The organism is Pseudomonas cremoricolorata DSM 17059 = NBRC 16634 (assembly GCF_000425745.1).
Classification (GTDB): Bacteria; Pseudomonadota; Gammaproteobacteria; order Pseudomonadales; family Pseudomonadaceae; genus Aquipseudomonas; species Aquipseudomonas cremoricolorata.
The window spans coordinates 14,020-33,197 of the sequence record NZ_AUEA01000013.1; the positions used below are offsets into that span (position 1 = coordinate 14,020).

Here is a 19,178-nt window from a genome sequence, read left to right on the forward strand (position 1 = left end):
CGCGGAAGGTGCCCGCTGCAGCCTGGATTACTCGGATGTTGGATCAATAGATGAACAAGCAAGTGGTGGTGGTCGGTGCTGGGGTGATTGGTCTGCTCACGGCGTTCAACCTGGCGATGAAAGGCGCACAGGTAAAGCTGTGCGAGCAGGGCGAGGTGGGGCGTGAGTCTTCGTGGGCGGGCGGTGGCATCGTCTCGCCGCTCTATCCGTGGCGCTACAGCGCAGCGGTGACGGCGCTGGCACACTGGTCGCAGGATTTCTATCCGCAGCTGGCCGAGCGGTTGTTCGCCAGCACCGGCATCGACCCTGAGGTGCACACCACTGGCCTTTATTGGCTCGACCTGCCGGAGCAGGATCAGGCCCTGGAGTGGGCCGAGCAGCAGCAGCGGCCATTGCGTGAAGTGGACATCGCCCAGGTCTATGAAGACGTGCCCGCGCTCGGTCCGGGATTCGCCCAGGCGATCTACATGGCCGGCGTGGCGAACGTGCGTAATCCGCGTCTGGTCAAGGCGCTGACCGCAGCGCTGCAAGCGTTGCCGAACGTCACCTTGCATGAGCAGTGTCAGGTGCGAGGGTTCGTTCATGGGCAGGGACGGGTAACGGGCGTCGACATCGTTACCGACACCGGCGCCAGCGTGTTGGCGGCGGACGATGTGGTGCTGTGTGCTGGGGCCTGGAGCGGCGATCTGCTGCGCACGCTCGATATCGAGCTGCCGGTGCAGCCGGTCAAAGGGCAGATGATTCTGTTCAAGTGCGCCGAGGACTTTCTGCCGAGCATGGTACTGGCCAACGGTCGCTACGCGATACCGCGTCGTGACGGGCACATTCTGGTGGGCAGTACCCTGGAGTATGCAGGCTACGACAAGCAGCCCACGCAACAGGCGCTGGAGAGCCTCAAGGCCTCAGCGTTCGAACTGCTGCCGGCGCTGGAAGAGGCAGAAGTGGTCGGGCATTGGGCGGGGCTGCGGCCAGGATCGCCCGAGGGTATTCCCTTCATCGGCGAAGTGCCGGGGCACCCCGGTCTGTGGCTCAACTGCGGGCATTTCCGCAATGGCCTGGTGCTGGCGCCGGCGTCATGCCAACTGTTCTGTGATCTGCTCAGTGGCGCGGCGCCGATCATCGACCCCGCGCCCTATGCGCCGGCCGGCCGTCTGGGCTGACCTCGGCACGCCGCACGTCGCCTCAGCGCGGTGACTGCGGCCCCTGTTCCAAGTGCTGCTGGCTGCAATACCAGTCGCCACTGCGGCGTAGCGCACGGTCGGTGGGCAAGTGCACGCCACAGTGGGCGCAGCGCACCATGCGCAGTGGGTCGTCGAGGCGGGTCGGGTTTTGTGCTTGCTGGCTGATCTTGAATTTGCGCCACAGCCAGAAGGCAGCGGCGATCAGGGCGATCCAGAACAGTAGGCGAATCATGGTGTCCGGCTTGTCGGGGGAAGGGGAGCACAGTCTAGGATGCTGCCCACGAAAAAGGGAGGCCTGAGCCTCCCTTTGTCATGTTGCGCTGCAATCAGTCGAACAGGCCGAAGGTTGCGTAGCTGAACCACGAGCGGCCCTTGTCGGCTTCTTTCGGGCCTGCAGGCAGGATCGGGTCACCGTTTTCGTCCTTGGCCAGCAGCTCACGCGGGATATCGTCGCGAGCGTCCTGGAACTGACGAACCACATCCTGGTTGGCGCGGGTTTCGCCCGGCGGCAGCGGGGTGTCGGTTTCGATCAGGCCGAGGGTGGCCTTGGACAGCCACGAGCGGCCGTCGGCGTCGCCTTTGGTTGGCTCGAAGCTGCCGTCTTTCAGGCTCGGGTGGTCGGGGTAGTTGAGCTTGAGCGCTTCAAGGCTGGTGGCGGCCAGTTCGTCGAGGTGCATCTTCTGGTACGACTCGACCATGATCGCCAGGCCATCGCCGACCGACGGCGTTTCCTGGAAGTTTTCCACCACATAGCGACCGCGGTTGGCGGCAGCCACGTAGGCGTCACGGCTCAGGTAGTAGTCAGCGACATGGATTTCGTACGAGGCCAGCAGGTTGCGCAGGTAGATCATGCGCTGCTTGGCATCGGGCGAGTAGCGGCTGTTGGGGAAGCGGCTGGTGAGCTGGGCGAACTCGTTGTACGAGTCGCGAGCCGCGCCCGGGTCACGCTTGGTCATGTCCAGCGGCAGGAAGCGCGCGACGATGCCGCGGTCCTGGTCGAACGAGGTCAGGCCCTTGAGGTAGTAGGCGTAGTCGACGTTCGGGTGCTGGGGGTGCAGGCGAATGAAGCGCTCGGCCGCCGACTTGGCAGCCTCCGGCTCGGAGTTCTTGTAGTTGGCGTAGATCAGCTCGAGCTGCGCCTGGTCGGCGTAGCGGCCGAACGGATAACGCGACTCCAGCGCCTTCAGCTTGTTGGTGGCGCTGGTGTAACTGTGGTTGTCCAGGTCAGCTTGCGCCTGCTGGTACAGTTCGGCTTCGCTGAGGTTCTCATCAATGACTTCCTTGTTCGAGGAACAGGCAGCAGTGAGTCCGAGGATGGCGATAAGCAGCAGGTGTTTCACTTGCATGGCGGCTTGCGTCCCTTTGACGGCCGCTGTCTTGGGCGGTGCCGTCCTGTTATGATGAGCGCCCCCGGAAACACCCGGGGCAAAAGAAGCCGTATTTAACCACAAGCACGCAGCCGAAACCAAAGGCTGTACGCCCGCTGAATCGAGCATGTCCGAGATCATTCAACTTAGCGCAGAAGTCCCCTCCGAACTGGGTGGCCAACGCCTCGACCAGGTCGCCGCCCATTTGTTCGCCGAGTACTCGCGTTCGCGCCTGTCTTCGTGGATCAAAGATGGCCGTCTGACTGTCGATGGCGCGGTACTGCGGCCGCGCGACATCGTCCACGGCGGCTCGCTGCTGGCCCTCGAAGCCGAGCACGAAGCCCAGGGCGAATGGGAAGCCCAGCAGATCGAGCTGGACATCGTCTACGAAGACGATCACATCCTGGTCATCAACAAGCCTGCCGGGCTGGTCGTGCACCCTGCGGCCGGGCACGCCGATGGCACCTTGCTCAACGCACTGCTGCACCACGTGCCGGACATCATCAACGTGCCGCGCGCCGGTATCGTTCACCGCCTCGACAAGGACACAACCGGTCTGATGGTGGTGGCCAAGACCCTGCAGGCGCAGACCAACCTGGTCGATCAGCTGCAGCGCCGCAGCGTCAGCCGCGTGTATGAATGCATCGTGCTCGGCGTGGTCACCGCGGGCGGCAAGATCGATGCCCCGATCGGTCGCCACGGTGGTCAGCGCCAGCGCATGGCCGTGACCGAAGGCGGCAAGCCGGCCATCAGTCACTACCGGGTGCTCGAGCGCTTCCGTCTGCACACCCATGTGCGGGTCAAGCTGGAAACCGGCCGCACCCACCAGATCCGCGTGCACATGGCGCATGTCAACTTCCCGTTGATCGGCGACCAGACCTACGGTGGCCGCTTCCGCATCCCGCCGGCAGCCAGCCCGACCCTGGTCGATGCGCTGAAGACCTTCCCGCGTCAGGCGCTGCACGCGCGTTTCCTCAAGCTGATTCACCCCGCCACTGGCGAGACCATTGGCTGGGAAGCGCCACTGCCCGATGATTTCGTCTGGTTGCTGTCGCTGCTCAAGCAAGATCGCAGCGATTTCATCGGATGAGCGGTCTGACGCACGCGCTGCTGTATCCCGACTGGCCGGCTCCGGCCACCGTTGGAGCGTGCGTCACCACCCGTGACGGCGGCGTCAGCCTGCCGCCCTACGACACTTTCAACCTCGGCGACCATGTCGGCGATGACCCACAGGCCGTCGAGGAAAACCGCCGTCGTCTGTGTCAGGCACTGGCGGTGCGTCCAGCCTGGTTGCAGCAGGTGCATGGCATCGAGGTCGCCCACGCCGACCCGAGCCAGGTGCCGCAAGCCGATGCCAGCTGGACCGCCACCCCCGGCATCGCCTGCACTGCCATGACCGCCGACTGCCTGCCAGTGCTGTTCTGTGACCGCGCCGGTACCCGCGTCGCCGCCGCCCATGCCGGCTGGCGTGGCTTGGCCGCTGGCGTGCTGGAGGCGACCCTCGATCAGTTGCAGGTAGCGCCCGAGCAGGTGCTGGTGTGGCTTGGTCCGGCGATTGGTCCGCAAGCCTTCGAAGTGGGCGAGGAAGTGCGCGACGCCTTCACCGCACAACACCCCGAGGCCCATGCCGCGTTCGTTGCTGGTGACCGGCCCGGCAAGCTGCTCGCCGACATCTATGCGCTGGCGCGCATTCGCCTGGCGGCCCGCGGCGTCACTGCGGTGTACGGCGGTGGGCTGTGCACGGTCAGCGATGCACGCTTCTTTTCCTATCGACGCACGCCACGAGGCGGGCGCTTCGCATCCCTGGTCTGGCTCACGGGCAACTGACCTGCATCAACCCCGCTAAGCTTGAATCTTCCAGAATCAGCCACATCTACTGGTTATCTCCGGCAGGTTTTCTTCATCAGGTGTGTCCATCGCTCCGGCCTGCCCTTATTCAGGAAGGTATCCCCATGCGCATAGACCGTTTGACCAGCAAGTTGCAACTCGCCTTATCCGACGCCCAGTCCCTGGCCGTCGGTATGGACCATCCCGCCATCGAACCGCTGCACCTGGCGCAGGCGTTGATCGATCAGCAGGGCGGTTCGATCAAGCCACTGCTGATGCAGGTCGGCTTCGACGTCAATGGCCTGCGCCAGGAACTGGTCAAGGCCCTCGACCAACTGCCGAAGATCCAGAACCCTACTGGCGACGTGAATATGTCGCAAGACATGGCCCGCCTGCTCAACCAGGCCGACCGCCTGGCGCAACAGCGTGGCGACCAGTTCATCTCCAGCGAACTGGTGTTGCTGGCCGGCATGGATGAAAACAGCAAACTGGGCAAATTGCTGCTTAGCCAGGGCGTGAGCAAGAAGGCCTTGGAAAATGCCATCAATAACCTGCGTGGCGGCGCGGCGGTCAACGATGCCAACGCCGAGGAGTCGCGCCAGGCGCTGGACAAATACACCGTCGACCTCACCAAGCGTGCCGAAGAGGGCAAGCTCGACCCGGTGATCGGTCGTGACGATGAAATCCGCCGTACCGTGCAGGTGTTGCAGCGCCGCACCAAGAACAACCCGGTGCTGATCGGCGAGCCCGGCGTGGGCAAGACCGCGATTGCCGAGGGCCTGGCACAGCGCATCATCAACGGTGAAGTGCCCGATGGCCTGAAGGGCAAGCGCCTGCTGGCGCTGGACATGGGCGCGCTGATCGCAGGTGCCAAGTATCGTGGTGAGTTCGAAGAGCGCCTCAAAGGCCTGCTCAACGAGCTGTCCAAGCAGGAAGGGCAGATCATCCTGTTCATCGACGAACTGCACACCATGGTCGGCGCCGGCAAAGGCGAGGGCGCCATGGACGCCGGCAACATGCTCAAGCCGGCGCTGGCCCGCGGCGAGCTGCACTGCGTTGGCGCCACCACGCTGAATGAGTACCGCCAGTTCATCGAAAAAGACGCAGCCCTGGAGCGACGCTTCCAGAAAGTGCTGGTCGATGAGCCGAGCGAGGAAGACACCATCGCCATCCTGCGCGGCCTGAAGGAGCGCTACGAAGTGCACCACAAGGTGGCGATCACCGACGGCGCGATCATCGCCGCTGCCAAGCTCAGCCACCGCTACATCACGGACCGCCAGCTGCCCGACAAGGCCATCGACCTGATCGACGAAGCGGCCAGCCGCATTCGCATGGAAATCGACTCCAAGCCCGAAGTGCTCGACCGTCTCGACCGTCGTCTGATTCAGCTCAAGGTGGAATCTCAGGCGCTGAAGAAAGAGCAGGATGAACCGGCCAAGAAGCGCCTCGAAAAACTCACCGAGGAAATCGGCCGCCTGGAGCGTGAATACTCCGACCTGGAAGAAATCTGGGCGTCGGAAAAAGCCGAGGTGCAGGGTTCGGCGCAGATTCAGCAGAAGATCGAGCAAGCTCGCCAGGAATTGGAAGCGGCGCGGCGCAAGGGTGACCTCAGCCGCATGGCCGAGCTGCAGTATGGGGTGATCCCTGACCTGGAGCGCAGCCTGCAGATGGTCGATCAGCACGGCAAGACGGAAAACCAGCTGCTGCGCAACAAGGTGACGGAGGAAGAAATCGCCGAAGTGGTGTCGAAATGGACCGGTATTCCGGTATCGAAGATGCTCGAAGGCGAGCGCGACAAACTGCTGAAGATGGAAAGCCTGCTGCATGAGCGGGTGATTGGTCAGAACGAAGCGGTGATCGCCGTGGCCAACGCCGTGCGCCGCTCGCGCGCGGGGTTGGCCGACCCGAACCGCCCAAGCGGCTCGTTCCTGTTCCTCGGCCCGACCGGGGTGGGCAAGACCGAGCTGTGCAAGGCGCTGGCCGAGTTCCTCTTCGACACCGAAGAGGCGATGGTGCGCATCGACATGTCGGAATTCATGGAGAAACACTCCGTGGCCCGCCTGATCGGTGCACCACCGGGCTATGTCGGCTATGAAGAAGGTGGCTACCTGACCGAAGCGGTGCGGCGCAAGCCTTACTCGGTGGTGTTGCTCGATGAGGTCGAAAAGGCCCATCCGGATGTCTTCAACGTGTTGCTGCAGGTGCTCGAAGATGGTCGCCTGACCGACAGCCATGGCCGCACGGTGGACTTCCGCAATACGGTCATCGTCATGACCTCGAACCTGGGCTCGGCGCAGATTCAGGAACTGGTGGGTGATCGCGAGGCGCAACGGGCGGCGGTGATGGACGCAGTGGGCGCGCACTTCCGCCCCGAGTTCATCAACCGTATCGACGAAGTGGTGGTGTTCGAGCCGCTGGGCCGCGAACAGATCGCCGGTATCACCGAGATTCAACTGGGTCGCCTGCGCAGCCGCCTTGCAGAGCGTGAATTGAACCTGAACCTGCAGCCCGAGGCGCTCGATAAGCTCATCGCGGTGGGTTACGACCCGGTCTATGGTGCACGCCCGCTCAAGCGCGCTATCCAGCGCTGGATCGAGAACCCACTGGCGCAGTTGATTCTGTCCGGCAAGTTCGTACCCGGCACGACCATCACCGGCACGGTGGACGGCGACGGCATCGCCTTCGAATAAAAGCGGTCAGCCTGCCCTCACAGCCAACCTGTGAGGGCAGGAGAGCTGCTTGAAACGCTGCCTGCAGCTGCCCAGCCAATCGGCTGGGCAGTGTTTTTTCCAGGCCAATCAATAACGTGTTGAGAAATTTGAAATTTCTGCTTGCACTGCGAATAAAGTGCCCCTAATATACGCCGCGTTGTCAGGCACTAAGCAGATCAGCAGCGGTATCGATGATCTGAAAACAATTTGCAAATCAGTAAGTTGAAAGCAAATTGGGGTTGACAAGCAAAACGAAGGATGTAGAATAGCCGGCCTCAGCGGTGATAACGCGAAAGCGGAAGCCAAAGAGTACGAAGCTAACTAAGTCTTCGAAGTTGTACGAAGTTCAGTTCCGCGATAGCTCAGTCGGTAGAGCAAATGACTGTTAATCATTGGGTCCCTGGTTCGAGTCCAGGTCGCGGAGCCAATTTCGGGGTGTAGCGCAGTCCGGTAGCGCGCCTGCTTTGGGAGCAGGATGTCAGGAGTTCGAATCCCCTCACCCCGACCATTTTGCGGGTCGTTAGCTCAGTTGGTAGAGCAGTTGGCTTTTAACCAATTGGTCGTAGGTTCGAATCCTACACGACCCACCATGTAAAAAGGGCATCTCGTCTGAGATGCCCTTTTTCTTTTGTCTCAAATTTAAGTTTCGGTGTGAAACAGTACTAGTTGCGCTGCAAGGGCAGGGCGCCATCAGGCGGCCCCGCCAGTCAAAAGCGTCAGTGCAGTTTCAGGCGTGGCTCGGTACCACGGCCGATCTTGCTGCCGAGCATCAGCATCAAGGTCTTGAAGGTGCCGTACAGCGCCATCTGGTGCATGCGGTACAGCGAGACATAGAACATCCGCGCCAACCACCCTTCCAGCATGACGCTGCCGGTCAGGTTGCCCATCAGGTTGCCCACCGCCGAGAACTGCGACAACGACACCAATGAGCCGTAGTCGCGGTACTGGTAGCTCGGCAGCGGTTTGCCCTCCAGTCGCGCCTTGAGGCTTTTGGTCAGCATCGACGCTTGCTGGTGCGCGGCCTGGGCCCGCGGCGGCACGTTACGGTCGCTGTCCGGTTGCGGGCAGGCGGCGCAGTCGCCGAAGGCGAAGATGTCGTCATCCAGGGTGGTCTGCAACGTCGGCCGTACCATCAACTGATTGATGCGGTTGGTTTCCAGGCCGTCGATGTCCTTGAGGAACGCCGGTGCGCGGATACCGGCTGCCCACACCTTCAGGCTCGCCTGAATCACCTCGCCATTGGCAGTCTTCATGCCATCTTCGCTGACCTCACTCACCGCCGCGTTGGTCAGCACGGTGACGCCAAGCTTTTCCAATGTCTTGTGCACCGGAACGCTGATGCGTTCGGGCAGCGCCGGCAGCACCCGCGGGCCGGCTTCGATCAGGGTGATGTGCATGTCCTGCGGCTGGATGCGATCGAGGCCATAGGCTGCCAGTTCGTGGGCGGCGTGGTGCAGCTCGGCGGCCAGCTCGACACCCGTAGCCCCGGCACCGACGATCGCAACGCTGATCTTTTCCCCGGCCACTTCACCGGCATGGGCACGCAGGTAGTGGTTGAGCAACTGCTGGTGGAAACGCTCGGCCTGCTTGCGGGTATCGAGGAACAGGCAGTGCTGCGCCGCGCCGAGGGTGCCGAAGTCGTTGGTGTTGCTGCCCACGGCGATCACCAGGGTGTCATAGCCCAAGGTGCGCGCCGGCAGCAGCTCGCGTCCCTCTTCATCGAGGGTGGCGGCCAGCTGGATGCGCTTGCTGGCGCGATCCAGGCCGCTCATACGCCCGAGCTGGAAGTTGAAGTGGTTCCACTTGGCCTGGGCCACGTAGTTCAGCTCGTCTTCCGAGGAGTTGAGCGAGCCGGCGGCCACTTCGTGCAGCAGCGGCTTCCAGATGTGCGTGAGGTTGGCGTCAACCAGTGTCACGTTGGCCTGCTTGCGCTTGCCCAGGCTTTTGCCCAGGCGGGTCGCCAGTTCCAGGCCGCCGGCGCCGCCGCCGACGATGACGATGCGATGTGTCATGGAGATCTCTCGTAAGGGTGAATAATTCGTGGCCAAAACGGCCGGTCAGCCAGTGCATCGAAGGCAGGGCGAGCGCGAAGCAGCTCATGGCACCAGTGCACTCGATACGCGGCTGAAAAGGCCCAGAGCGATGCTCACCGGCGCCACCACGGCCAGCGACAGCCATGGTTGATGGGGCCGGCGGGTGGGACTTGCGGGTGATCATCGACGCGACGCTGGTCTCCAGGACTCAGGCGGCTGCTCATGATGGGCCTCGTCAGATAGACGCATACGACTGCGCAAACGCCACAGCGTTCGCGCGGGTGCTTAATGATAATCCTTTTCAACCATGGCGCGGCAAGGCGCGTAGCCCAGGGGGCAGGTCAGAGGCTGATGCCCACGTCGAAGACAATGCTGCGCCCCAGATTACTGCGCAGAAAATCCGGTGCGTCAGGGTGGGCGAACAGCACCCGGGCGAAGGTCGGGCCTACCAGCGACAACGAGCGCCAGCCCTGGCGCAGGTATTCGGTGGGCGGTGGGAAATGGCTGTTGAGGTCGAGCACTTCGCGTTTCAGGCTGGCGAAGGCGATGATGTCCAGCTCGTTGAGGTCCAGGCCGCGTTCGACGTAATTGTGCGCCTTTTTGCGCAAGGTCGGGGCCAGGCGTCCGAGCAACTCCTGAGCACTGATCCGCCGCGGCCGCGCTTCGCGCCGCACCAGTTGGCTGAGGGAAAACGCACTGCGGCGGCGCTGCAGCTCTTCGCGCCACTCATCGTTGAGCCGCCGCCCTTCATCGAGCACGAAAAACACTTCGAATGCGGCATCGCCGAACAGCACATCGGGCGGCTCTTGTCCGGCTGGGGTGAAGTCCTCGTTGCGGTAGGGCACGTTGAGCCCTTGCAGCAGGCGTTGGCAGACCCAACGCTCGCGCTCCCATTTGCGCGCATTGGAAAGAAAGGCATTGGCCTGTTCGGCCTGGATGGTGAGCAGGCGCAGGTAGTCTGAGTCGTCCATGACCACAGCTTAGTCGCTAACGATGACGGTAACGTGTTGTTCGCAGGTGAAAAAATAGGTTCGCGGTGGCGCGGTTCAGTGACGGGGTTCGAGATCGCCCGAGTACAGCTCGTCTTCGGCTTCCGGCGCGGCCGGAATCTTGTGTTCCTCGGCCGCCCAGGCGCCGAGGTCGATCAGCTTGCAGCGGTCGGAGCAGAACGGGCGGAAGGTATTGGCGGTGGTCCACTCCACGGGAGCGCCGCAGGTAGGGCAGTCGACGGTCATTGGCTGGCTCATGGCTGGCCTCCTTCAAGGGTCAGGTAAAAATGGTGCAGGCGATCGATCTGCTCATGCAGCCACGGCAGGTCACGGTCATTGACCACGACATCATCGGCATGGCGCAAACGTTCTTCCCGGCTCAACTGCGCCTTGAAGATCGCCTCGACTTGCGCGGGGTTGCTGCCATCGCGCTGCAAGGTGCGCTGCAGTTGCAGTTCATGGGGCGCGTCGATCACCAGGATGCGCTGGGTCTTGGCGTACTGGCCTGATTCGATCAAAAGCGGCGACACGTACACCGCATACGGCGTTTGCGCTTTGGCCAGGTAGCTGAAGATTTCCTGGCCGATCAGCGGATGCAGCAGCCCTTCGAGCCAGCGCCGCTGGGCGGGGTCGGCGAAGATCAGCTGGCGCAAGGCGGCGCGATCGAGCTGACCGCCTGCCTGCAAGATGCCCGGCCCGAAGCGTTCGACGATGCTCGCCAGCGCCGGCCGACCCGGCTCGACGACCCAGCGCGCCGCCTGATCCGCGTCGACCAGGTGAACGCCCAGCTCGACGAAGCGCTCGGCGGCCGCGCTCTTGCCGCTGCCGATACCGCCGGTGAGGCCGAGAATCCAAGGGGTAAATGCCGCAGTGCTCATCAGAGAGTGATCATATGCAGGTAGGAAGTGCGTATTTCATCATCCCAGAGCAACACGATCCACCCCGCAATCGCCAGGCAAGGACCAAACGCCATGGCGGACCCCAGCTTGGCGCCCCGTCGCACCAGCAACCACAGCCCCGCGCCCGCGCCGAGCAATGACGCCAACAGCAGGGTCAGCGGCAGAACCTGCCAACCGCCCCATGCGCCGAGCAGGGCCAGCAGCTTGAAATCGCCATAGCCCATGCCGTCTTTGCCGGTGACCAGCTTGAACAGCCAGAACACCGACCACAGGCTCAAATAGCCCGCAGCGGCGCCCAGCACGGCGTCGAATAACGGCACTCGTACGCCATGGGCATTGAGCAGCAGGCCCAGCCAGAGCGTTGGCAGCACCAGTGCATCGGGCAGCAACTGTCGATCGATATCGATCACGCTCAGCGCCAGCAGCACCCAGCTCAAGCCCATCAGCGCCAACCCAGGGACCCCCGCGCCCACCTGGCATGCCACCAGTGCCGCCAGCACCGCGCCGGCCAACTCGACCAGCGGGTAGCGCATGCTGATACGTGCCTTGCACCTGGCGCAGCGACCGCCCAGCATCAAGTAGCTCAGCAGCGGAATGTTATGCCAGGCGCGAATGGCCTCCCCGCATCGCGGGCAATGTGACCCCGGCCAGGCCAGGTTCAGCCGCTCGTGAGCCTGCTGCGGCAAACCGAGCACCTCACGCGCTTCATTGGCCCAGCGCCGCTCCAGCATGATCGGCAAGCGGTACGCCACTACGTTGACGAAACTGCCCGCCAGCAGGCCAAGCACGCCCGCCAGTACGATGAACAGTTCTGCCTGCTGCGTAAGATCGATCCACAGCGCCATGTCAGAACAAACTGCCCATCTGGAAGATCGGCAGATACATCGCCACCACCAGCCCGCCCACCAGCACACCAAGAATCAACACGATGGCCGGCTCCAGCAGGGTGCCCAACTGATCCAGCACCTGGCTGACCCGCGCTTCATAATGCTGCGCGGCCTTGTCCAGCATCAGGTCCAGCGTGCCGCTGCTTTCGCCGATGGCGACCATCTGCACCAGCATGGGCGGGAACAGGGTGCTGCCAGACATCGCCTGACTCAGCCCAAGCCCGTTCGCCATACCCGAACGCAAACGGCGGATCGCCTGTTCATGCAACTCGTCACCACTGGCTGCGGCGACGCTGTCCAGCGCATCGAGCAAGGCCACTCCAGCCCCGTACGACGTCGCCAAACTTCGACTGAACCGCGCCAGCGCCGCATCCCGCCGCAACCCACCCAGCACCGGCAGCGCCAAGCTGCGTTGCAGCAACCACTGCCGAGCCGGCGCATGCCGCCGATAGAGCAGCCGCCCCGCGCAAGCGCCCACGCTGAGCACCAACAGCAGGCCAACGGCGTGCTCACCCAGCCACGTGGAAACATCTATGACGGCCTGGGTAAATGGCGGCAGTGCCTTGTCGAAACTGGCGAACAGGCCCTGGAAACGCGGCACCACTTCCAGTAGCAACAGCGCCGCCACGCCCAGGCCAGTGAGCAGCAGAATCAACGGATACATCATCGCCTTGCGCACTTTGCGCAGCATCGCCTCGCGTTGCTCGAGCATCGTCGCCAATTGCTCCAGCTGCCGCTCCAGCGTGCCCGACTGCTCGCCGACCCGCACCAAATTGCAGTACAGAGCATCGAACCACGCCGGATGCTGGCGCAACGCATCGGCCAGCGCCAGGCCACCCGCCACCTGTTCCCGCAGCCGCTGCAACAGCGCCGCCATGCGCGCATCCGCCCCGGCGCGGCCCATCACCTCGAAACTCTGCAGTAACGGAATACCGGCATTGAGCAAGGTCGCCAACTGCCGACTGAACCCCGCCGCATCGGCCTTGCCCCGCTGCGGCCAGCGCCACTGCCACTGCCGCGCGCTGGCCGAGCGCACCCTGGCAACCTCAATACCCCGCGCCTGCAACCGCGCCCGTACCCAGGTCGAGCTGCGCCCAGCCGCCTGACCACTCACCGCCACACCCTGGGCATCCACGCCCTCCCAGGCGTACTGCTGAACAACCTGCGTCATGGGAATATCCTTTTCCGTCATCGACCGAACAGGCCAGCAGGGCAGGGCCCCGCTCCCTGTGAAACGCTCCGAAACAGCTTGCCGGCCTCATTGCCAGGCATCGCTGCCAGAGGCTCACTAGAGTAGTGCGGCGGACACGAAGTCCCACCCCACGAGCGTGACAAAAGGTGACCGAACAGGCCTACTCACCCGCAGCGAGCCGAGCACGCCCCGTCGCGCCATGGGCCCACGCACAAGACAAGGAAATCCCATGCAACAACAACGCGGCATCACCCTGATCGAACTGATGATCGTGGTCGCCATCATCGGCATCCTCGCGACCATCGCCATTCCCAGCTACACCAGCCACCAGGCCCGCTCCAAGGCCTCCGCCGCCCTGCTGGAAATCTCCGCCCTGAAAACCCCGCTGGAACTGCGCCTCAACGACGGCAAGGACACCACCAGCGTCACCGACCTCGGCGGCCAGCCCACCACCACCCACTGCGCCATCACCGCCACCGGCAACGCCGCCAACGCCACCGCCAGCCTGCAATGCACCCTGGCCCAGGCCCCCGCCAGCGTCCTCGGCAAAACCCTCACCCTGACCCGCACCCCCACCGGCTGGAACTGCACCACCACCATCGAAGAAGACCTCGCCCCCAACGGCTGCACCCCCTCCAGCTGACACGGTATTTCAACAAGCGAAACAAGGGTTTGCGTAACCACCACCGCAGTGGTACGTTGCGCAACACGCCGGTGTAGCTCAGTCGGTAGAGCAGCGCACTCGTAACGCGAAGGTCGCAGGTTCGATTCCTGTCTCCGGCACCACATCCAGCTCCACTGCATTCCGCTGAATGCTTTGGAAGCCCTCTAAACCGGCCTTCTGGCCGGTTTTTCGTTTCCACGACCTTCCGTCGGGAACCAGCAAAATCCCCAATAACCGGGGGTATTTTTGGGGTACAGCGTCTTTCCTGAATGGAGAACGTACCCATATGCCACGCCTAGCCACTCCGCTCAGCGACCTCAAATGCCGCACGGCCAAATCGCGTGATCGGGCCTACAAACTGTTCGACGGCGGGGGCATGTACCTGTACGTCACGCCCTGTGGCTCGAAGACTTGGCGGCTGCGGTATTTCAAACCCAACGGCAAGGAAGGCACGCTGATCATCGGCAAGTACCCCATCGTTTCATTGGCCGTTGCGAGGACCAAGCGCGATGAGGCCAAGGCGCTGTTGCTCGACAACCTTGATCCGATGGAAGAGAAGCAGAAGGCCAAGATCGCTGCCCAGCGTGCGAGTCTTCTCTTTGAAACCGTCGCTTTGGAGTGGCACGCCGAAATGTCCCGGCGCTGGACTGAGAGCCATGCCAAGACGGTGCTTAGCAGGTTGCGCACGCATGTGTTTCCACTGATTGGCCAGCGGCCTATCGCTGAACTCGACACCCATGATCTCCTTGAGGTCACTCAGCGGATCAAGGATCGCGGCACCATGGATGTAGCCCTGCGTGTGCAGAACTATCTATCCACGATCATGCGGGGAGCGAAGCGGGCGCGGCAGATCACTCAAAATCCTGCTCTCGACTTGGCGGGCTCGATTCAAGCTCCGCGTACTGTGCACCGTCCAGCACTCTCGCTGAACCGCCTTCCTGAACTGTTGGATCGAATCGACAACTACACCGGTCGCGAGCTGACTCGGCTCGCAGTGCTGCTGACGCTGCATGTGTTCGTGCGCTCCAGCGAACTGCGCTTTGCACGGTGGGATGAGTTCGACCTGCAACGGGCGATGTGGGAGATCCCCGATATCCGTAAGCCCATTGAAGGCGTCCGCTATTCCACGCGCGGGACCAAGATGAGTGGGGACATTCAGGTAGTGCCGTTGTCGCCTCAAGTCATCGAGATCCTTGAGCGGCTGCGCAGCTTGAATCGCTTCTCTGAACTGGTGTTGCCCGGTGACCACAGGTACTGGAAACCATTGTCGGAGAATACGGTTAACCAGGTGCTGCGCAATATGGGGTACGACACCAGCAAGGACGTGTGCGGGCATGGTTTCAGAACCATGGCTTGTAGTGCCTTGCTCGAATCAGGGCTGTGGACGGACGCGGCGATTGAGCGGCAGATGAGCCATCAGGAGCGTAACCGCGTGCGCGCCGCTTACATCCACAAGGCCCATTTTCTGGAGCAGCGTCGGTTGATCATGGCATGGTGGAGTAACTACATCGATGCCAACAGATCGGGCCATGTCACCCCGCATGAGTTTGCCCACCCGGTAGGCGAAAATGTCACCCCCTTGCCAAATGGCCATGGCGCATTCAATCGCGGGTGAGCCTTCAAGATCGGCGCTGGCTGCTCTTCATGCGGGTCCATCCAAACAGGGCTGCAAAGCCGCCCTGTTTGGATGGACCTCACTTTGAAGAGCTAAAAGCCACGATGTTGTCCGGGATTTACCACAGAATTCCACCGGTGGATAACCGCATTTCACGTCCTCAATAGCGCTTAATTTCGATCCTTGACCGGGTTTATCCACAGGCGTAGAACTGGTCGTGCAAGCGCTGTCGATGACAGCGCCCCAGGTGACCCGAACCTTGCGCCAACCTGTGCCCGTCTCTTTCTCTGGAAAGAGACGGGCACTTCTAACACTGCTGCAGCCCTGATCGCACATGGCTTTGCGGCAATTCCCCTCGTGACAATCGGCGTGACAAACGCCGATGTCACCAGCAACAGCGCTGTAGATGATGGTGCCGCAGACCAAGGAATGGACTGCACCTGACTGATAGTCACGCATGCCCCGGTCATCGCATTGCTGCTTGCACCTGGCTCAGGATCTCGCCGCACTGGTCTCGTCAGCCAATGCAGCCTCCACCCGCCCACCGGTAACGGTGCTCAGGAGGCCGGATCATGAGATGCCCTTGCTCTTGGTCGTAAAGAGCCGCCAGTCCCGCGCTATAGGACATCCCCACAGGTCGCAGGGGCCTTGTTCCCTGATAACACTCAACATTCTTGGCGGGATAACGTGGGGCGAAGATTGGAGATCGGGAGATGAGATGACTGACTTAGCATTGCCTGGCCGCCGCTCTCGCCACGCTGCTGAAATTTACGCGAAAATGCCTCTAGGGGCCGGACTTGTGAGGATAGTCTCTACGTTCAAGCACACCCGACGATTTTGCCGGCGATGAAATGAGACTTCTCTATTCAGATATCTAGAAATCAGGCAGACTGATGGCACAATGGCACTGCCTAGTAACTCAAGGAATGAGCGATGCTGAAAGTAGGCTGGATTAATGAGGCTATCATGCCGCAAGTGCAAGCCTGGTCAGGCCGCTTTTCAACTACGCATCTCTTAACAATATTATTAATTTCTTTCCGGCGCGAAGGTTTTAATTCATCCGGAAATCTTAAACTGAAGTGTATATTTTTATTTGCTCATAGGCTGGGTTTGAAAAATCCGTCATTGAGTGGTTGATGATGTAGTGGTTTGACTTTTCTAATTCAATGTTAACGATCGTCTCGTGACTGCTGGTGGTTTTAAATGCTAATGGTTAAATTTTGGATGGTAAGGAGGCAAAGCTATAAAATCTATTGGGTTAATTAATGAGTTCTTGTAAATAATATTGATGAGAAAATTAAATGATCAAATCAGAAAGTCTTGTGGCCTACAAGGATCGAGTTGTAGGTGACGATCGTGGAGTGGTAAAGCCAGTTCTAATTGCAAGTGAAGATGGTCGCTATGAAGCTTTAGATAGATTTAGGTTTCCATCTGGGATTTATATATCAAAAGGCTACTCTGCCATAGATACATCCTATGAGGATGGCGAACTTTTCCTAATTAAAGAATATCACAAGGACGAGCAAAAAACTGAAGATCATGGGATTGATCGATATTGGGCTATGGGAAAAGACATTCTTCCCCTCTCTGCAAATAGTTTCCTACCTATTGTGCAATGCAAACTACCTCCAATCGAAACGGGCATTCTTCCGGAGTCAGTCAAAGCCCCGTCAGGCCTTTTCTTTATTCTAGATGAGTCAGAGCAAAAAGTTTACGGTCCTGTTCAGGCATCAACAGTCCCTGGTGATTCAGTACAAGTTGTTGAGGCTGCAGCTACACCCAAATTATCGTTTGGGGCTGATTGCTTAGGGGTATTTGATGTTCGAGAACTTTCAGAGAATCTTATTCATATAAGTATAAATAACCAAGCTTGTGCATATATAAGCTCCCCTAATGAACTGGCAAATCGCCGTCATTCCACTCACGATTTTATGAGTGATCGAAAGTTAATTCGACACTTCAATAAGCTGCAGTTCGGAAAAAATGCTAAGACTCTTTCAAGAAAAGAAGCGGAAAAGCTGTCAACTTCGATCTCAGACTTTGAGCGGCTCCGTCGAGCAGCTCATGTTAAAGATGAGCGTCTTGAGCGACTTAAGGGGATACTTGATCGTTATCTAAATGAATCCGATATTGGGTATCAAATTGTAAAGGACTACTTTGACTCCACAACTGGCTCTCGTTTTCTTACTCAATATGTGGAGGAAAACCAAAAAAGTCTACTTGGGGCGCAAATTCAAAAAATAACTGCTGACGTTGATCGGATGGAGACGGAATTAAAGCAGAAGCTCAATACAATTGAAAATCAGATAAAAACTAAGCAGGATGAATTGACAAGTGTCCATGGTAGAGTCGAAAAAGCCAAGATTGAAACCGAAAAGAAAATTGCTGAAGTAAACGCAGAGGCTGATGAGCAAATCCAACAATTAATGCGCGCTCGGGAGCAATCGCTTCAGGATGAGATTAGCGCAAAAGAAAAGTCATTGGATCAAAAAGGTATAGAGTTAGAGGAAATTTGCAGTCGCTTGGCAATTGCTAATAATATCGCCGAGATGGAGCGTCGAGACATCTTCCTTCAAGAAAACAACAAGCGTCTAGAGGCTGCAGCAAAATCTTATCAAGACCAATTGCAAAATACAGACGAGCTCTCTAAGAGAATTAGTGAATATCATGTGATAGGGAGAGTATTGAAGGGGGGGAATATCACTCAAGGTCCCAATATCGAATTTGCCCCGGTTGATTTTGCCTCAAGCATACCAGCCAATGCAGCGGACTTGGTTGATAAAATCAGAAGTCATCTGGATTGGGATAATGGAAAGACATTTTCAAGTGCAGAGCTAAGTAATCTTCTAATTAGCACTACTCAGTCTTTCCTCACTGTTCTTGCTGGTCCTCCTGGTGTTGGAAAAACCTCTACTGTAGTTCGCCTGGCAAAAGCTTTGCAGCTAGGGTCTCCTGAGGATCATAAGAACTTTCTGTATATGCCAGTATCACGTGGGTGGGTATCCGGACGTGATATTCTCGGTTTTTATAATAGTCTAAATAGCACATATCAACGTGCTCGAACCGGATTGTATGATTTCCTCAATCGAAACGATGGGGGCGCGCGTACGCTCCAGATGGTCTTACTCGATGAAGCAAACCTCTCTCCAATGGAGCATTATTGGTCTGATTTCCTCGGCATGTGCGATGCCGAAGGGCGTGCCCGCCCAATTGATACCGGCATACCTGATCCTGACAAACGCTACCTCCAAGTTTCTAAGAACGTGCGTTTCATTGCCACAATTAACCACGACTCAACCACTGAACGCCTCTCATCAAGGTTGATAGATCGAGTTCCGGTAATATCTATAGACCATGAAGTAGATATTGATTATGGATTCGAGACCGAGGACCTAATGCTCGACGGAGCAATTGATTACTCGCTATTTGAAAAATTTTTCAAATGTCAGGGGGATGAAGCTGAGTTATCCACAATTCATAAGGACATGCTTGATGCGTTAGTTAGCATATTAAGTCGGCGTGATTCTGAGTTGGGTCAATCGATAAGCATCTCTCACCGTAAGCGATCGGCCATTACTAACTATTGCGCTGCTGCAGTGACCAATGAGTTGATGGATCCAGACACGGCATTCGATTTTGCTGTATCACAACATATTCTCCCGCACATTGAAGGGTATGGCTCTAAATTTAAGAATCGGATAATAAAAATCCAAGAAACACTTGGTAAGAACCACCCCCGCTCTAATAAGCACCTTGAGCGGATTCTAACAAGTGGAAACGATTTTAGCGGCACCTATTCATTCTTCTAGGAAG

16 protein-coding genes, 4 tRNA genes and 1 pseudogene are annotated in these 19,178 nt (G+C 59.3%); 12 read left to right on the forward strand and 9 right to left on the reverse strand.

Features of this window, described 5'->3' with window-relative positions:
* Positions 1 to 50: 50 nt before the first annotated feature.
* Positions 51 to 1,160, forward strand: a complete 1,110-nt coding sequence (thiO, locus tag H618_RS0115420; RefSeq protein ID WP_028695925.1) for a glycine oxidase ThiO — start codon at positions 51 to 53, stop codon at positions 1,158 to 1,160.
* 22 nt (positions 1,161 to 1,182) lie between these two features.
* On the opposite strand, the gene H618_RS0115425 is transcribed toward thiO, so the two are convergent.
* Both H618_RS0115425 and H618_RS0115430 read right to left on the reverse strand, forming a co-directional pair.
* The gene (locus H618_RS0115425; protein WP_028695926.1) at positions 1,183 to 1,413 is read right to left on the reverse strand and encodes a PP0621 family protein; all 231 of its coding nucleotides are present in this window, start codon (positions 1,411 to 1,413) and stop codon (positions 1,183 to 1,185) included.
* Between the two features lie 94 nt (positions 1,414 to 1,507).
* Positions 1,508 to 2,527, reverse strand: a complete 1,020-nt coding sequence (locus H618_RS0115430) for an outer membrane protein assembly factor BamD (protein WP_028695927.1) — start codon at positions 2,525 to 2,527, stop codon at positions 1,508 to 1,510.
* 148 nt (positions 2,528 to 2,675) lie between these two features.
* Between H618_RS0115430 and rluD the strand changes: the two genes are divergently transcribed.
* The 6 genes from rluD to H618_RS0115460 all read left to right on the forward strand — a co-directional run bounded on the left by rluD (position 2,676) and on the right by H618_RS0115460 (position 7,676).
* Positions 2,676 to 3,638, forward strand: a complete 963-nt coding sequence (rluD, locus tag H618_RS0115435; protein WP_028695928.1) for a 23S rRNA pseudouridine(1911/1915/1917) synthase RluD — start codon at positions 2,676 to 2,678, stop codon at positions 3,636 to 3,638.
* On the forward strand, positions 3,635 to 4,375 hold the full coding sequence (pgeF, locus tag H618_RS0115440) for a peptidoglycan editing factor PgeF (protein WP_028695929.1): 741 nt from the start codon (positions 3,635 to 3,637) through the stop codon (positions 4,373 to 4,375). The genes rluD and pgeF overlap by 4 nt, the downstream gene beginning before the upstream one ends.
* A gap of 125 nt (positions 4,376 to 4,500) precedes the next feature.
* Complete coding sequence (clpB, locus tag H618_RS0115445; RefSeq protein WP_028695930.1) at positions 4,501 to 7,065, forward strand: ATP-dependent chaperone ClpB; 2,565 nt, start codon at positions 4,501 to 4,503, stop codon at positions 7,063 to 7,065.
* Between the two features lie 372 nt (positions 7,066 to 7,437).
* Positions 7,438 to 7,513 (forward strand) — tRNA-Asn (locus tag H618_RS0115450).
* A gap of 4 nt (positions 7,514 to 7,517) precedes the next feature.
* Positions 7,518 to 7,594, forward strand: a tRNA-Pro gene (locus H618_RS0115455).
* Between the two features lie 6 nt (positions 7,595 to 7,600).
* Positions 7,601 to 7,676: transfer RNA gene (locus H618_RS0115460), tRNA-Lys, on the forward strand.
* A gap of 126 nt (positions 7,677 to 7,802) precedes the next feature.
* Here the strand turns inward: H618_RS0115460 and H618_RS0115465 are convergent.
* The 7 genes and pseudogenes from H618_RS0115465 to H618_RS0115490 all read right to left on the reverse strand — a co-directional run bounded on the left by H618_RS0115465 (position 7,803) and on the right by H618_RS0115490 (position 13,065).
* Positions 7,803 to 9,098, reverse strand: coding sequence for an NAD(P)/FAD-dependent oxidoreductase (locus H618_RS0115465; protein WP_028695931.1), 1,296 nt, complete (start codon positions 9,096 to 9,098; stop codon positions 7,803 to 7,805).
* 84 nt (positions 9,099 to 9,182) lie between these two features.
* A pseudogene (locus H618_RS23490) lies at positions 9,183 to 9,269 on the reverse strand (hypothetical protein); the annotation flags it as partial.
* 191 nt (positions 9,270 to 9,460) lie between these two features.
* Complete coding sequence (locus H618_RS0115470) at positions 9,461 to 10,090, reverse strand: DUF1780 domain-containing protein (RefSeq protein WP_028695932.1); 630 nt, start codon at positions 10,088 to 10,090, stop codon at positions 9,461 to 9,463.
* Between the two features lie 75 nt (positions 10,091 to 10,165).
* On the reverse strand, positions 10,166 to 10,366 hold the full coding sequence (gene yacG, locus H618_RS0115475; protein WP_028695933.1) for a DNA gyrase inhibitor YacG: 201 nt from the start codon (positions 10,364 to 10,366) through the stop codon (positions 10,166 to 10,168).
* The gene (gene coaE / locus H618_RS0115480; protein ID WP_028695934.1) at positions 10,363 to 10,986 is read right to left on the reverse strand and encodes a dephospho-CoA kinase; all 624 of its coding nucleotides are present in this window, start codon (positions 10,984 to 10,986) and stop codon (positions 10,363 to 10,365) included. The genes yacG and coaE overlap by 4 nt, the downstream gene beginning before the upstream one ends.
* Positions 10,986 to 11,852: a prepilin peptidase gene (locus H618_RS0115485; RefSeq protein ID WP_028695935.1), complete on the reverse strand. Its 867-nt coding sequence runs from the start codon at positions 11,850 to 11,852 to the stop codon at positions 10,986 to 10,988. Before H618_RS0115485 ends, coaE begins: the two co-directional genes overlap by 1 nt.
* 1 nt (position 11,853) lies before the next feature.
* The gene (locus H618_RS0115490) at positions 11,854 to 13,065 is read right to left on the reverse strand and encodes a type II secretion system F family protein (RefSeq protein ID WP_028695936.1); all 1,212 of its coding nucleotides are present in this window, start codon (positions 13,063 to 13,065) and stop codon (positions 11,854 to 11,856) included.
* A 250-nt stretch (positions 13,066 to 13,315) separates the two neighbouring features.
* On the opposite strand from H618_RS0115490, the gene H618_RS0115495 reads away from it, so the two are divergent.
* From H618_RS0115495 to H618_RS22565, 5 genes are all read left to right on the forward strand, one after another.
* Complete coding sequence (locus tag H618_RS0115495; RefSeq protein WP_028695937.1) at positions 13,316 to 13,729, forward strand: pilin; 414 nt, start codon at positions 13,316 to 13,318, stop codon at positions 13,727 to 13,729.
* A gap of 67 nt (positions 13,730 to 13,796) precedes the next feature.
* Positions 13,797 to 13,872, forward strand: a tRNA-Thr gene (locus H618_RS0115500).
* A 164-nt stretch (positions 13,873 to 14,036) separates the two neighbouring features.
* Positions 14,037 to 15,365, forward strand: a complete 1,329-nt coding sequence (locus tag H618_RS0115505; protein WP_028695938.1) for a tyrosine-type recombinase/integrase — start codon at positions 14,037 to 14,039, stop codon at positions 15,363 to 15,365.
* A gap of 933 nt (positions 15,366 to 16,298) precedes the next feature.
* Complete coding sequence (locus tag H618_RS22805) at positions 16,299 to 16,502, forward strand: hypothetical protein (RefSeq protein WP_154660674.1); 204 nt, start codon at positions 16,299 to 16,301, stop codon at positions 16,500 to 16,502.
* A gap of 164 nt (positions 16,503 to 16,666) precedes the next feature.
* Positions 16,667 to 19,174 (forward strand): AAA family ATPase, encoded by a 2,508-nt coding sequence (locus tag H618_RS22565; protein WP_033727716.1) that lies wholly within the window; start codon positions 16,667 to 16,669, stop codon positions 19,172 to 19,174.
* Positions 19,175 to 19,178 lie beyond the last annotated feature (4 nt).

Coding starts and splice junctions, on each gene's coding strand:
- thiO (WP_028695925.1), top strand. CDS start 51: ATGAACAAGCAAGTGGTGGTGGTCGGTGCTGGGGTGATTGGTCTGCTC.
- H618_RS0115425 (WP_028695926.1), bottom strand. CDS start 1,413: ATGATTCGCCTACTGTTCTGGATCGCCCTGATCGCCGCTGCCTTCTGG.
- H618_RS0115430 (WP_028695927.1), bottom strand. CDS start 2,527: ATGCAAGTGAAACACCTGCTGCTTATCGCCATCCTCGGACTCACTGCT.
- rluD (WP_028695928.1), top strand. CDS start 2,676: ATGTCCGAGATCATTCAACTTAGCGCAGAAGTCCCCTCCGAACTGGGT.
- pgeF (WP_028695929.1), top strand. CDS start 3,635: ATGAGCGGTCTGACGCACGCGCTGCTGTATCCCGACTGGCCGGCTCCG.
- clpB (WP_028695930.1), top strand. CDS start 4,501: ATGCGCATAGACCGTTTGACCAGCAAGTTGCAACTCGCCTTATCCGAC.
- H618_RS0115465 (WP_028695931.1), bottom strand. CDS start 9,098: ATGACACATCGCATCGTCATCGTCGGCGGCGGCGCCGGCGGCCTGGAA.
- H618_RS0115470 (WP_028695932.1), bottom strand. CDS start 10,090: ATGGACGACTCAGACTACCTGCGCCTGCTCACCATCCAGGCCGAACAG.
- yacG (WP_028695933.1), bottom strand. CDS start 10,366: ATGAGCCAGCCAATGACCGTCGACTGCCCTACCTGCGGCGCTCCCGTG.
- coaE (WP_028695934.1), bottom strand. CDS start 10,986: ATGAGCACTGCGGCATTTACCCCTTGGATTCTCGGCCTCACCGGCGGT.
- H618_RS0115485 (WP_028695935.1), bottom strand. CDS start 11,852: ATGGCGCTGTGGATCGATCTTACGCAGCAGGCAGAACTGTTCATCGTA.
- H618_RS0115490 (WP_028695936.1), bottom strand. CDS start 13,065: ATGACGCAGGTTGTTCAGCAGTACGCCTGGGAGGGCGTGGATGCCCAG.
- H618_RS0115495 (WP_028695937.1), top strand. CDS start 13,316: ATGCAACAACAACGCGGCATCACCCTGATCGAACTGATGATCGTGGTC.
- H618_RS0115505 (WP_028695938.1), top strand. CDS start 14,037: ATGCCACGCCTAGCCACTCCGCTCAGCGACCTCAAATGCCGCACGGCC.
- H618_RS22805 (WP_154660674.1), top strand. CDS start 16,299: ATGCTGAAAGTAGGCTGGATTAATGAGGCTATCATGCCGCAAGTGCAA.
- H618_RS22565 (WP_033727716.1), top strand. CDS start 16,667: ATGATCAAATCAGAAAGTCTTGTGGCCTACAAGGATCGAGTTGTAGGT.